At 67.8% G+C, this 13,374-nt stretch carries 13 protein-coding genes; 6 read left to right on the forward strand and 7 right to left on the reverse strand.

The window, feature by feature from the left end; translation table 11 throughout:
* Positions 1-20: 20 nt before the first annotated feature.
* The 5 genes from ACK8HH_RS04860 to efeU all read right to left on the reverse strand — a co-directional run bounded on the left by ACK8HH_RS04860 (position 21) and on the right by efeU (position 5,482).
* Entirely contained in the window at positions 21-1,325 is a 1,305-nt protein-coding gene (locus ACK8HH_RS04860) for a hypothetical protein (RefSeq protein WP_346075856.1), read from the reverse strand.
* Positions 1,326-1,445: 120 nt separating this feature from the next.
* Positions 1,446-1,859, reverse strand: coding sequence for a TIGR02611 family protein (locus ACK8HH_RS04865; protein WP_006897581.1), 414 nt, complete (start codon positions 1,857-1,859; stop codon positions 1,446-1,448).
* Between the two features lie 35 nt (positions 1,860-1,894).
* The gene (gene efeB, locus ACK8HH_RS04870; protein ID WP_372452502.1) at positions 1,895-3,196 is read right to left on the reverse strand and encodes an iron uptake transporter deferrochelatase/peroxidase subunit; all 1,302 of its coding nucleotides are present in this window, start codon (positions 3,194-3,196) and stop codon (positions 1,895-1,897) included.
* 94 nt (positions 3,197-3,290) lie between these two features.
* Complete coding sequence (gene efeO, locus ACK8HH_RS04875; protein ID WP_045536930.1) at positions 3,291-4,508, reverse strand: iron uptake system protein EfeO; 1,218 nt, start codon at positions 4,506-4,508, stop codon at positions 3,291-3,293.
* An 80-nt stretch (positions 4,509-4,588) separates the two neighbouring features.
* Complete coding sequence (efeU, locus tag ACK8HH_RS04880) at positions 4,589-5,482, reverse strand: iron uptake transporter permease EfeU (protein WP_412475588.1); 894 nt, start codon at positions 5,480-5,482, stop codon at positions 4,589-4,591.
* Between the two features lie 301 nt (positions 5,483-5,783).
* On the opposite strand from efeU, the gene ACK8HH_RS04885 reads away from it, so the two are divergent.
* From ACK8HH_RS04885 to ACK8HH_RS04905, 5 genes are all read left to right on the forward strand, one after another.
* The gene (locus ACK8HH_RS04885) at positions 5,784-6,527 is read left to right on the forward strand and encodes a lytic transglycosylase domain-containing protein (RefSeq protein WP_062368088.1); all 744 of its coding nucleotides are present in this window, start codon (positions 5,784-5,786) and stop codon (positions 6,525-6,527) included.
* Between the two features lie 80 nt (positions 6,528-6,607).
* On the forward strand, positions 6,608-7,891 hold the full coding sequence (eno, locus tag ACK8HH_RS04890; protein WP_045536925.1) for a phosphopyruvate hydratase: 1,284 nt from the start codon (positions 6,608-6,610) through the stop codon (positions 7,889-7,891).
* A gap of 355 nt (positions 7,892-8,246) precedes the next feature.
* Positions 8,247-8,612, forward strand: coding sequence for an FtsB family cell division protein (locus tag ACK8HH_RS04895; RefSeq protein WP_006897575.1), 366 nt, complete (start codon positions 8,247-8,249; stop codon positions 8,610-8,612).
* Positions 8,613-9,140 carry a DUF501 domain-containing protein gene (locus ACK8HH_RS04900; RefSeq protein WP_006897574.1) on the forward strand — a complete coding sequence of 176 codons (528 nt, stop codon included), beginning with the start codon at positions 8,613-8,615 and terminating at the stop codon, positions 9,138-9,140. It begins immediately after the preceding gene.
* A complete protein-coding gene (locus ACK8HH_RS04905) occupies positions 9,137-10,099 on the forward strand; it encodes a Ppx/GppA phosphatase family protein (RefSeq protein WP_006897573.1) in 963 nt (320 codons plus the stop codon). The genes ACK8HH_RS04900 and ACK8HH_RS04905 overlap by 4 nt, the downstream gene beginning before the upstream one ends.
* A gap of 25 nt (positions 10,100-10,124) precedes the next feature.
* Here ACK8HH_RS04905 and ACK8HH_RS04910 read toward each other — a convergent pair whose 3' ends face one another.
* Positions 10,125-10,634: a DUF4395 domain-containing protein gene (locus ACK8HH_RS04910; protein ID WP_346076008.1), complete on the reverse strand. Its 510-nt coding sequence runs from the start codon at positions 10,632-10,634 to the stop codon at positions 10,125-10,127.
* 154 nt (positions 10,635-10,788) lie between these two features.
* Here ACK8HH_RS04910 and ACK8HH_RS04915 point away from each other — a divergent pair, with 154 nt between their 5' ends.
* Positions 10,789-11,541, forward strand: coding sequence for a hypothetical protein (locus ACK8HH_RS04915; RefSeq protein ID WP_412475589.1), 753 nt, complete (start codon positions 10,789-10,791; stop codon positions 11,539-11,541).
* A 3-nt stretch (positions 11,542-11,544) separates the two neighbouring features.
* Here the strand turns inward: ACK8HH_RS04915 and recQ are convergent, their stop codons facing one another.
* Entirely contained in the window at positions 11,545-13,371 is a 1,827-nt protein-coding gene (gene recQ, locus ACK8HH_RS04920) for a DNA helicase RecQ (protein ID WP_412475590.1), read from the reverse strand.
* Positions 13,372-13,374 lie beyond the last annotated feature (3 nt).

A 13,374-nucleotide genomic window follows, 5' to 3' on the forward strand; every position in this document is an offset into this window, starting at 1 on the left:
CCGGTTTGCGCTGTTAGCGACTACCCGAGGTCGGTCGGTGAAGGAGTCGCTGCGGGCAAACTGGTTTCTGGCGGCTCAGACGTGACGCCGCCCTCACCCACCTCCGGTCTCCGGACCACCTCGACACCCACTGCCACGACGACCAGCGCGACTACCAGCCAGGCCATCGCGGTGAATGTCACCGGCCGCGAGGCGAACAAGGCGGCCATGCCGAGTGCGAGGGCGATCCAGTAGATCACGGCGCGGTACTTGTCGACGGCTCGGCCGAAGCCACGGGTGTCGCCGCCGGCGCGGTCCAGCGCGCCACGCAGACCAGTGAACCCCGAGTCGAGGACCGACCGCACGGCGCGGGCGGGCCGCGCCGGGCCGGCGAACCAGCCGACCACCGCGATCAGCAGCCCGAGGAAGGTGAGGGCCCGCAGCGTCGACGCCATCATCGCGGTCACCTGGTCGAAGATCGCGTGCGCGACAGCGCTCGGCAACGGATTCGGGCTCATCGAGAAGACGAAGACGTTTCCACCGATCCAGACGCCAATCGACATCAGTGCGAAGATGACGGCCGCGGCCAACGACGACGCGACCGTCGCCCGTCGCCGGCGGTTGGCTACCAGGATCCCGCCGACGAGCAGTCCGACCGCCACCCACGACAGCCAGAGTCCGCCGATCACGGCCACCCGGTACGAGACGCGCGCCAGACCCAACGAGTCCGAGTGGAGGATCGTGACTGATCGGTTCGTCACCGGGATCCGGTTCACGAAGTCGAGGCCGCGGGCGGATAGACGCTGCTTCACCGCGTCGACCAGCGGGGCGAGCTGCAGGCTCAGGGTGCCGCTGTCGGAGAGCGCCAGCGCCGCGTCGGGCTGATCCTTGAGCAGCGCCGTCGCCTGTCTGTGGGTGACGCGCAGACTCTGCGCCCAGAGATCGGCGAACTGATCGGAGGCCACCAGCCGCTGGGCCGTCGACGCGACGAGCGACTGGATGCCGGCGACGGCGGGCCCCCGGAGAGACGAGATGGCAGCAGCGGCCCGCGGCGGAAGTCCGGACTCGGAGATTCCGTCGAAGGCCTGACCGATGATCTGGTCGAAATCGACCTGCTGGTTGATCTGATCGGTGATCTGGTCGGCGACGAAGTTCTGGACCGCCGGATCGTCCGCGAGCGGGGCGAAGGTCGCGACGAACTGGTCGCTGTCGACGAGCTGCAGGCGTACCCATGTCCCGACGGAGGCGACGGGCGCGAGGATCAAGGCGACGACGATCATGAGTGCGCTGACCACGGCGCGCAGCCTGGAGGTCGATCGGCCGGCGGCGGGTGAGGTCTCGTTCACCCGTCGATCCTCGCACCCGGGAGGGCCACCGATGATCGAAGTCGCCCCGGCCGGGCGAGGCGTCGATCGATCACACGACCGGCGGCTCAACCCGTGAGCGCAACCCGTCAGCTCAACCCGTCAGCCCAGCGGCGAGTCGAGCCAGCCGTAGTCGAGGCCGACCCAGCCCTGCGCCAAGTCGAGTGCCCCCGTCACCCACAGTGTCAGCAAGACGATGGCGCACGTACCGACGGCGAGCGCGAACTGCGCCAGCCGATTGCCGTCGATGTAATCGGAGTACATCGAGTTGAGTCTGGACATGATCCACTTGCGCAGGCGTGCCGCCCATTCCAGTTCCTGCGACAGAATGAGCAGTCCGAGGAAGACGATGGCCCATCCGGGCCCCGGATACGGGATCGTGATGACCCCGGCGGCGGTGACCAGAAAGCCGACCGCGATGGTGAGGTACCGCAGCACCCAGCCGAATCGAGACGTCCGACGGACGCGCGTGTACGCGGTTCCGAGTGATCTGATCCGGTCCATGGTCGTGGGCACGGCGGTGAGGTCCTTACGATTGTCCGGGGACGCTGCTACTTCTCGAACAGACGTTGTCCCCAGTATTCACCGGGACGCAGCCCCGGCGGGACGGCGAAGATCGCCGAACCGTTCGGTATCAGATATTCGGTCATCGCGTCCTTGCGTGACAACTGGTGCTGCATCGGCACGAACTGCTTGAAGCTGTCGCGGTTGAAGGCGACGAAGAAGAGTCCCGCGTCGAGATGGCCGAAACCGTCCGAGCCGTCGGTGAAGTTGTATCCGCGCCGCAGGATCTGCGCACCGTTGTTCATGTCGGGGTGAGCGAGACGGACGTGGGAGGTCAGCGGAATGATCGGCGTGCCGTATGAGGTGATCTGGAAATCGGGCTCGTCGAACTCGTCCTCGCCGCTGAGCGGCGCGCCGGACTGCTTGGTCCGGCCGATGATGTCCTCCTGCTCCTTCAGATTCGCTCGGTCCCAGGGTTCGATGTCCATCCGGATGCGCCGTGCGACGAGATAGGTGCCGCCGGTCATCCACTGTGCCGCCGGCGGGTTGTCGCCGGGAGCCACCCACACCCATTTATCGAGGGTCTCGGTGTCCTCGGCCCGGATGTTGGCGGTGCCGTCCTTGAAACCGAACATGTTGCGCGGCGTCTCCTGCGAGCGGGTCGTGGACGACGTGCGACCGAAACCGAGCTGCGACCACCGGACGGAGACGACGCCGACGCCGATACGCGCGAGGTTGCGGACGGCATGGACCGCGACCTGCGGATCGTCGGCGCACGCCTGGATGCAGATGTCGCCGAACGAGCGCGAGGGCTCGATCTTCTCCTGCGCGAACGCCGGCAGGTCGGCGAGGGCCGCGGGCTTGCGGTCGGCGATGCCGAACCGGTCCTTGCGGCCGGGGTCGGAGGCGCTCGGCCCGAACAGTCCGGGGCCGAAGCCGATGGTGAGGGTGAGGTGTGCGGGCGACAGGCCCAGTGCCTCGCCGGTGTCGGCGGGCGGGTGATACTCGCCCATGCCGGTGGCACCGCCGGGAACGGTCTCCTCACCGCGCGTCATCCGCTCGGCCGCGACAGTCCACTTCTTCAACATGTCGACCAGCGCTTCACGCGAGTCGGTGATGACGTCGAAGGCGGCGAAGTGCAGGCGGTCCTGAGCCTCGGTGACGATGCCGGCCTGCCTCTCGCCGCGGAATGCGACGACGCGGTCGGGCTCGGAGTCGCCACGACCTCCGACGGTCGCGCCGATCGCGGCTCCGCCGGCGAGACCGGCTGCGATGCCGACCCCCGCGGCACCGAGCACGGTGCGGCGGGACACACCGGGCTTGGGTGCGTCGGGTGCGGGGGTCTCGATACGCCCGTTGCTCGCTTCGCTCGCATCGGGCACTCGACCAGCCTCAGGGTCTCCGGTCGGCTGCGCTTCGCTGTCACTCACTTCGTATTCCCGCTCACTTCTGCAGAACCAGGCCGGGCACCTGCGACAGAGTCGCCGAGAGGGCGTCCACCTTGTCCGACAACTCCTTGCGCTGTGCCGGCGACACCTTGTCGTACGAGGCGTAGCCGTCGCCCTCGCGGAACTGGTCGATGAACGACCGGACGTCGGCGAACTGAGCGGTGATCTTGTCCATCAGCTTCGGGTCGCGCGCCGAGATCATCGGCTGCAGTTCCGCGATCAGCGTCTCGGAGCCGTCGATGTTGGCGGCGATGTCCCACAGGTCGGTGTGGCTGTAGCGATCCTCCTCGCCGGCCACCTTTGTCTTGGCGATCTCGTCGATCAGCGCCTGCGGGCCGTGGACGAACATCTGCGTCTCGAACTCGAAACCGGGGGCGGAGACCTCGTCGCGCAGTTGTGTCACGTCGGTCAGGAGCTGATCGGCGGCCTTGTCGATGGCGGCCTTGGAATCGGCGGTCTTCGCGGCGGCGGCGTCCGCGGGCGCCACCTGACCCTCGGCTTCGCCGACCTCATCGGCCTTCGGAGGGAAGAGGAAGCGCTCGATGCGGTGGAATCCGGTGAACTCCTGCTTGCCGTCCTCGGTGTCGTCCCAGCGCATGTCGATCTTGGGGTCGAGGTCGGGGAACGACTCGGCGACCGGCTCGATGCGCTCGTAGAACGTGCGAACCAGGCCGAAGCCGTTGCGAGCCGCATCCAGATCGCCGCTCTTGACGTCGCCGGTGAAGGTCTGCACCTGTGCGACCAATCCGTTGAGCTGGCCGCGGACGTACTCGAGGTAGCGCTGCTTGGCGGCCTCGACATCGGCCGGAGCCTGGCTCTTCTGCTTGGTCTCGCCGGTCACTTCGATCTTCTGTCGGATGCCGGTTCCGACCATGCCCGGTTTGCACGCGACGGTGTAGGTCCCCGGCTCGCTGAACTCCACGCTGAGCTTGCCCTTGAGGCCCGGACCGATGTTCTCCACCTCGGCGAGGACGCGATTGTTCTTGCCGTAGACGTAGAACTCGGTGACCTTGGATCCGGCGTTGCTGATCTCGAAGTTCGCGGTGCCGGTCTGCAGATCGGTGGTCGACAGTTCGCAGCCGTCGTTGGACGAGGTCACAGTCACCGCGCCGTCGCCGGACGATTTCGCCTCGCATGCGGCCAGTGCCAGTGGCGTGGCGGCCACAGCGCCGAGCACGACGACGTTCCGCAGAACGGGGGAGAGCTTGACCATGGTGTTCCTTTCACGGTGTCCACGCGGTGAGTCGGAGTCGGCGTGGTGGGGAAGACGGGAGTGCGCCCGGGCGATGCGGCTTATGAGGCCTCTTCCAGCGTGGCGGGGGCAGCCTCGGGTCTGCGCGTCGACGACCGTCCGCGGGCGTAGAACAGCCCGCCCACGACGATGATGTATCCGGCCCAGGCGATGACCTGCAGGACGGTGGGCTCCGGACGGAAGTTGAAGATGCCGGCCAGGATCACGCCGTACCAGGCGCTCTGGTCGTACCAGGACGAGATGTCGAAGGCGATTTCGCCGAGGCCGGGCAGCCAGCCGTACACCTGAAGCGCACCGACACCGTAGGCGAGGATGCCCGCGGCGACGACGATCAGGAAGTAGCCGGTGTAGGTGAAGAATCTGGCGAAGTCGATCGCGATGGCGCCCTTGTACAACAGCCACGTCAGAACCACCGCGACGAGCATGCCGAGCAACAGACCGACAAGCGGCCACACCCCGCCGGAGACGCTCTCGGCGTACCCGACCATCAGCAGGGCGGTCTCGAAGCCCTCGCGTCCGACGGCCAGGAAGGCCAGTCCGAAGACAGCGGCGCCGCCGACCGCCAGAGCGTTGGTCAGCCCCGACTTCAGATCGCCCGATATATGTGCGGCGGCTTTGCGCATCCACAGAACCATGAACGTGACGATGGCGACGGCGACCAGGGACGCGATCCCCGCGAGCAGTTCGGCGCCCAGGGAGGAGATCGTCGACGAACCGAACTGAATGATGAGGAACGTGGCGATCATCATCGTGAGCGCCGCGGCGACGCCGAGCCAGATCCACTTGAGCGAGTCGCGGCGATCGGACTTCACCGCGAAAGCGATGAGGACCATGACGACGATCCCGGCTTCCAGCCCCTCGCGCACACCGATCAGACCGCTCCCGACCATCTGGGTCACCACCGAGGGGGCGCCCTGTGCGATGAGCATCGTCACCGTCTTTTCCTTCCGCCGTGCGCCGCCGGTCAGGTTGGCCGGACAACCCGGTAAGGATAACCCACGTTGGGTGAGCCTCTCCTAATCGGATTCGTCCTCTAGCTGCATCGACGCCGGAAATGCGTAAACCGGATCAGCGGCGGGAACTCCCGCGGCGTTTTCGGAGTTGGTCTGGTGGTGTGCGAGGCTTGTGCGCGCCGTGACCCCGGCCGTTCCGGCGAGCCGGTGCGATCGAGTGCAGTGACGAGAGATCCAGTGCAGTGACGAGAGATGAGGACCTGTGACCCGAGTTGTGCGATCGGTGACGACCAATCGGCGCCGGTGGTGGGTCGCTCCCATCGCGGTCGCCGTCGCGGTCTCGCTGTCGTCGTGCGGGATCCGGATGCCGTGGGACCGTCCGGACATCCCCGACGGGCTGCCGCCCGGGGTCGGAACCCAGCAGCCCTACATCGACATCAACTCGCCCGGCCGCACCGCGGACAAGATGCGTGAGTGGGCCACACCCATCTCCGATGCGACGGCCATTCCGCTGACCGCTCTGGAGGCGTACGGCAACGCCGCCGAAATCCAGCGTCAACAGCATCCCGAGTGCGGGATCGGCTGGACCACGCTTGCCGGGATCGCCGCGGTGGAGACCAAGCACGGCAGGCACGGGGGCGCCACCGTCGCACCCAACGGCGACGTCCGCCCGGAGATCCGCGGTCCCGCTCTCGACGGCACCAAGGGCAACCGGGTGATCCGTGACACCGACAAAGGGCGGCTCGACGGAGACACGACCTACGACCGCGCGATGGGACCGTTCCAGTTCATTCCCGAGACGTGGATGCGCTACGGAGTGGACGCGAATGGCGACGGCGCGGCCGACCCGGACAACATCGACGACGCGGCGCTGTCGGCGGCGCGGTATCTCTGCGTGTACGCGGGCGGCGACATGACCACGCCCGAAGGCTGGGAAGCGGCCGTGCACGCCTATAACAATCACGACGAGTACGTGTTGAAGGTGCGCAACTACGCGAACGCGTACTCCGTGAACATCCGCTACTGATCTGCGTTTATCCTGGACCTCGGAATCTGTCGGCGTCTCCGCCGACCCGACGACATCGAACATCGAATTGGGGCTGACAAGTGGCAATTATCGAGCAGGTAGGCGCGCGCGAGATCCTCGACTCCCGCGGCAACCCGACCGTCGAGGTCGAGGTCGTCCTGGACGACGGCACCTTCTCGCGGGCAGCGGTTCCCTCGGGTGCCTCGACCGGTGAGCACGAGGCCGTCGAGCTGCGCGATGGTGGCGACCGCTACCTCGGCAAGGGCGTCAAGAAGGCCGTCGAGGCAGTCCTGGGCGATATCGCCCCCGAGGTCATCGGTATCGAGGCCGACGATCAGCGTGTCCTCGACCAGACCCTCGTCGATCTGGACGGCACCCCCGACAAGTCGCGCCTCGGCGCCAACGCTCTGCTCGGCGTGTCGCTGGCGGTCGCCAAGGCCGCGGCCGAGTCGGCCGGTCTGCCGCTGTTCCGCTACGTCGGCGGGCCGAACGCTCACATCCTGCCGGTCCCGATGATGAACATCATCAACGGCGGTGCGCACGCCGACAACGGCATCGACTTCCAGGAGTTCATGATCGCGCCGACGGGTGCGGCCACGTTCGCCGAGTCGCTCCGCTGGGGTGCCGAGGTGTACCACTCGCTCAAGTCGGTCCTGCACAAGCAGGGCATGAGCACCGCGCTGGGCGACGAGGGCGGCTTCGCTCCGGATCTGCCCAACACCGAGGCCGCGATCAGCGTGATCGCCGAGGCCGTCGAGAAGGCCGGCTACAAGTTCGGCAGCGACATCGTCATCGCGCTCGACTCGGCGTCGACCGAGTTCTACCGCGACGGTGCCTACCAGTTCCAGGGCAAGGCGCAGTCCGCCGACGAGATGATCGCGTTCTACGAGAAGCTGGTCACCGACTTCCCGATCGTGTCCATCGAAGACGGCCTCGCCGAGGACGACTGGACCGGATGGGCGTCGCTCACCGAGTCCATCGGCGACAAGGTGCAGCTGGTGGGCGACGATCTGTTCGTCACCAACCCGGAGCGCCTCGAAGAGGGCATCAGCAAGGGGATCGCCAACGCACTCCTGGTGAAGGTCAACCAGATCGGCACGCTCACCGAGACTCTCGACGCGGTCGCGCTGGCGCACAACAGCGGCTACAAGACCATGATGAGCCACCGATCGGGCGAGACCGAGGACACCACCATCGCCGATCTGGCGGTCGCGTGCAGCTCGGGCCAGATCAAGACCGGTGCGCCGGCACGCAGCGAGCGCGTCGCCAAGTACAACCAGTTGCTGCGTATCGAAGAGGGCCTCGGCGACGCCGCGCGCTACGCCGGTGACCTGGCGTTCCCGCGCTTTTCGTTCGGTGCGTGATTAGCTAGTAGGTATGGCAGAAGGCGAGACCGGGAGCGGGGGGAGCGGTGGCGCCGCCCGCCGGCGCAGCAGTCGCGGGCGATCCGATCGGCCGGCGAGTTCGTCGCGTCGATCGCGTCCCGACCAGCGGCGCACCCGGTCTCGCGACTCTGCTGTTCCGCCCCGGCCGACCGCGCCCCGCGAGTCGGCCGGTGACGGCGATCCGCGTGCTGATCTCGGCGGCGCGTCGGTAGGCGCCTCCCATGCCGGCGCTCGCCGTCGTCGCACCTCGGAGCGTCCTCGCGGCAATGCGTCCGGGGACCTCCCGGCGTCGCCGTCCCGGCTCGTCCTGTTCGCGCAGCGTCGCGGCGTCAGCGTGACGACAGTCGGCATCGCAGTCGGCATGGCGATCTTCCTGATGCTGACGCTCGCCGTCCCGGTGCGGACCTACATCGCCCAGCGCAACGAGTTCAACCAGCTGCAGGAGTCGAATGCGCAGCTGCGGCGGGAGACCCAGCAGTACAAGGACAAGCTGGCGCAGCAGAGCGATCCGGCGTACATCGAGGCGCAGGCGCGGCAGCGTCTGCAGTACGTGCCGAAGGGCGAGAAGCCGATCGTCATCATCAACCCGACGCGCCAGCAGCAAGAGGCGGAGCAGGCGGCGGAGCGTCAACGCAAAGCCACGCCGTGGTACGAGAATCTGATGGATGCGGTGTCGACGCCGCCGGAGACCCGAGGGTAAGTGAGCATCACCGAAGCCGACCTGCAACTGGTCGCGAAGCAGTTGGGACGTGAGCCGCGCGGGGTGCTGGAGATCAGTTACCGCACTCCGGACGGTCAGCCCGCGGTCGTGAAGACGGCACCCCGGTTGCCCGACGGCACCCCCTTTCCGACGCTCTACTATCTGACCGACCCGCGGTTGACGGGGGCCTGCAGCCGTCTGGAGTCGGGTGGCGTGATGCGCGAGATGACCTCGCGGCTGGCCGAGGACGCCGACCTCGCTGCCGGTTACCGCGCGGCGTACGAGAGCTACCTCGCCGAGCGTGACGCGATCGAATCGCTCGGCACCGACTTCGCCGGCGGCGGCATGCCCGATCGGGTGAAGTGCCTGCACGTGCTGGTGGCGCATTCACTGGCCAAGGGGCCGGGCGTCAACCCGCTGGGCGACGAGGCCGTCGCACTGCTCGCCGACATCGAGAAGCTCCGCGGCATCGCCGTGCCCGCCGACTGGCCGTTGCACGCACCGGATTCCGACGAGGCCGGCGCGTGACCCGGGTGGCCGCCGTCGACTGCGGCACCAACTCGATCCGGCTGCTGATCGCCGACGTCGACGAGAACGGAGCGCTCTCCGACGTCCGGCGCGACATGCTGGTGGTGCGGTTGGGGCAGGGCGTCGACGCGACCGGCCAGTTCGCCGACGAGGCGATCGAGCGCACCCGCGCGGCGCTGGCGGGTTACGTCGAGGCGATGGTCGCGGCCGGGGTGGAGCGAGTCCGCATGGTCGCGACGTCCGCGACGCGGGACGCGGGCAACCGCGACGAGTTCTTCGCGATGACGGCCGAACTGCTCGGCAAGGTGCAGCAGGGCGCGGTGGCCGAAGTGATCTCCGGTGACGAGGAGGCACGGCTGTCGTTCCGGGGCGCCGTCGGCGGTCTGGACCCGGCGGACGGACCCTTCGTGGTCACCGACCTCGGCGGGGGCAGCACCGAAGTCGTCGTCGGCTCGGTGTCGCGAGGGCAGGCGGTCGTGGCCGGCGCATACTCCGCCGACATCGGCTGCGTGCGACTCACCGAACGAGCACTCGCGTCCGATCCGCCGACCCTGGACGAGCGCGCCCGTGCCGCGGCGATCGCGGCGGAGGAACTCTCAAAGGCGTTCGCCGCGGTCGATGTCGGCCCCGCGCGCACGTGGGTGGGGGTCGCCGGAACGTTGACGACGTTCGCGGCTCTTCACGCCGGTCTCACCGAGTACGACCCCGAGGTGATCCACCACTCGCGGATCCCGCTGGCGGAACTTCACGTTCTCTGCGGACGCATCGTCGCGATGACACGCGAGGAGCGGCTGGCGCTCGGACCGATGCATCCGGGGCGTGCCGACGTCATCGGCGGCGGCGCGCTCGTGACCCGTGAGCTGGCGCGACAGTTGGCCGACCGTGCCGCCATCACCGAGATGGTGGTCTCGGAGCACGACATCCTGGACGGGATCGCGTTGGGTCTGGCCGCTCGCTGAGGGAGGCGGCTCCAGAACCCCGCCTCTAGGCCCGATTGCGGCCGAAGTCGTTGCAGGCCTCGCAGACGCTGTCCGGAATGATTCCGGCGCGCTGGAGCAGTCCGAATCCGATGCAGCCGAGGCAGAGACCGAAGGCGAACTCGAGGAACGCCGCCACGATCAACAGCCCGACGACGATCTGTGCCGCGAGACCGAAACCGGCCGCTGACAGTACGAACGCGCAGCCGGAGAAGACCAGGCCGATGGTCTGAGCGAACCGCTTGGGCGGTCCGGGAACCATCTTCGTGCGTTTCCAGATGCGCGGCACGATGACATGCACGGCGAGCCTGCCGAACGGCGAGTACCGCGGGCCGCCCGCGACCCGCAGGGCGAAACCGAGGGCCAGGAGCCCGTACAGCCAAGGCTTATCGACGGCGATGGCCACGATCGCGAGCGCGATGACGAGACCGGCGGTCGAGCGTGCCGCGTAGTCGTTGACCGGGTTGGGGAAGTCGAACACACCGCGGTGCCACGACGGCGTCTCCGCGACGGCGATCGACGAATCGACCTGGGTGAAGACGTCTGAGTCGGTCACGGGTACTCCAATCAAGCGATGACGCTTCACGATAAGACCGGTGGACTTCGGATCCAAGATTTTGACTCACCGTGAGCCGAAGGCCTGCGGCGCGGTCGTGGCTCGACGACGGCGCGTGCCGGAACCGGTACGCGGGGGATCGCTGGTGCGTCTGCGGGCTGGGTGGTTCGCGCTCCCGGCTCACGACGAGAGGGCGGCTGCGGCGGTCCGTGACGGTGGAGTGCTCGCCTGCCGGCCTTTCGGTGGCTCACTGCGGACGGCGACGCGGGCTGTCGATCCGGTTCCCGTCGCGTTGGCGTACGCCGCACGCTGCCTCTCCGACGAGGAATGGATCGCGGTCGGTGACTCGTACCTGAATCTCACGGGTAAGACGCGTGCGGATCTTCGATCCGAGCTGCGCGGAGCCGGGCGGACGGTGGAACGGCGGATAGCGAAGACTGATCGGCGGGCGCAGTCCGGGACGGAGAGCATCGCCCGCGTCCGGCTGCGGTCGGCGGGGTTCGATGTGACGGTCCAGCCGTACGTGGAGAGCGTCGGATGGGCGGATCTGCGGATCGGGAGACTGTTGATCGAGTGCGACAGCGTGTTGCACCACACCACGCGGACTGGGTACGCGAACGACCGCCGCCGCGACCGCCGCGCTCTGGTGGACGGGTGGCTCACGCTGCGCCTGACCTACGACGACGTGCTCTACGGCTGGGACGCGGTCCTCGCCGACATCAAAGCCGTCACCGCCAGGGACCGGCACCGGGCATGCTCGGCGAAGCACCGCGCGATGCTGCAAAGATCAGTACGTATGTCGACCGGCGAGGGAACATCGCCGGAGGACGGCAGTGACGGTACTGATCTCAGCACTGCGGTCAACTGACCGCTACGCGGACTCGAAATCGACCAGGACCTCCAGGACCTGGTCGCCGTACTTCTCGAGCTTGCTCTGCCCGATACCGGAGATCGCCAGCAGCTCTTCGTGATTGGACGGTTTCGCACGTGCGAGCTCTTCGAGGGTCTTGTTTCCGAGCACCGTGTAGGCGGGCAGCCCCGCGTCCTTCGCGACGGACGAGCGCCAGCGGCGCAGTGCCTCGAAGAGTCCGCGATCGGCGTCCGGCAGGTCCGGTGCGCTCGAGCGTGCGGCTTTCCGGGAGCGTGCCGGAGCCTTCGTGTCCTCGCGGAGCATCACCGTGGTCTCGCCGCGCAGAACGGGGGCGGCCTTCTCGGTGAGGCGCAGCACTCCGTAATCGCCCTGCGGAGCGATGATTCCGAGAGCCACCAGCTGGCGGACCACGCTTCGCCATCCGCCGGCGTCGAGTTCGGTGCCGATGCCGTAGGTGGTGAGGCGATCGTGGCCCTGCTGCTGGATACGAGCGTTGTCCACACCCAGCAGGATGTCGATGAGATGACCGGCGCCATAGGCCGACCGGTTGAAGTCGCGGTCGAGCCGGAAGATGGTCGACAGGAGCTTCTGCGCCGGCACCGTGCCGTCCCAGGTCTTCGGCGGGTTCAGACAGGTGTCGCAGTTGCCGCAGGGTTCGATCCGCTGGTCGAAGTACCCCAGCAACTGCTGCCTCCGGCACGTCGCCGTCTCGCACAGAGCCAGCATCGCGTCGAGCAGCTGCGACTGCACCCGGCGCCGTGCGGCGTCGCCGTCGGACTGGTCGATCAGGCGCCGCTGGTTCATGACGTCGGCGAGCCCGTAGGCCATCCACGCCACCGACGGCAGGCCGTCGCGGCCGGCGCGTCCGGTCTCCTGGTAGTAACCCTCGATGCTCTTCGGAAGATCGACGTGCGCCACGAAGCGCACATCGGGTTTGTCGATGCCCATGCCGAACGCGATCGTCGCGACCACCACGATCCCGTCCTCGCGCAGGAACCGGTGCAGCGTGTCCTCGCGCACCCGGCGGTCGAGTCCCGCGTGGTACGGCACCGCGTCGACGCCGTTCGCGCGGAGGAACTCGGCGATCTTCTCCACGCTGTTGCGGCTCAGCGCGTAGACGATGCCGGTCGCGGGCTCGCCGTCGACGACGCCTTCCGTTCGGATGAACTCCAGCAGTTGCCTGTTGGCTTGCGCCTTGGGCTCGATGCGGTAGGTGATGTTGGGCCGGTCGAAGCTCGAGACGAAGTGGCGAGCGCCCTCCAGGTGCAGCCGAGCGGTGAGCTCTTCGTGCGTGCGGCGGGTGGCGGTCGCGGTGAGCGCGATTCGCGGAACGTCCGGCCAGATGTCCGCCAGCTCTCCCAGCGCCAGATAGTCCGGCCGGAAGTCGTGGCCCCACTGCGAGACGCAGTGCGCCTCGTCGATCGCGATCAGCGACAGCGTGCCGCGCGCCAGGAACTCGCGAGTCCCCCGTTGGCTCAGCCGTTCGGGGGCGACGTAGATCAGGTCGAGTTCGCCTGCGAGGAATGCTCTTTCGACTTCCGCTCGCTCTTCGGGGAGCTGAGTGGAGTTCAGGTAGGCGGCGCGGACGCCCAGTTGGCGCAGAGCTCCCACCTGGTCGGCCATGAGCGCGATCAACGGCGAGACGACGACGGCGCATCCCTCACGGACGAGCGCGGGCACCTGATAGCAGAGGCTCTTGCCGCCGCCGGTCGGCATGAGCACGACGGCGTCGCCTCCGCCGATCACGTGCGAGACGATCTGCTCCTGGTCGCCGCGGAACTCCGAGTAGCCGAAGACGTCCCGGAGCACTTGATACTGGTCGGGCACGAT

The organism is Gordonia sp. LUNF6, assembly GCF_047041125.1.
Taxonomy (GTDB): Bacteria; Actinomycetota; Actinomycetes; order Mycobacteriales; family Mycobacteriaceae; genus Gordonia; species Gordonia sihwensis.

Bases quoted from the DNA above. Each gene is read 5' to 3' on its own strand.
- efeO (WP_045536930.1), bottom strand. From the start codon at position 4,508: ATGGTCAAGCTCTCCCCCGTTCTGCGGAACGTCGTCGTGCTCGGCGCT.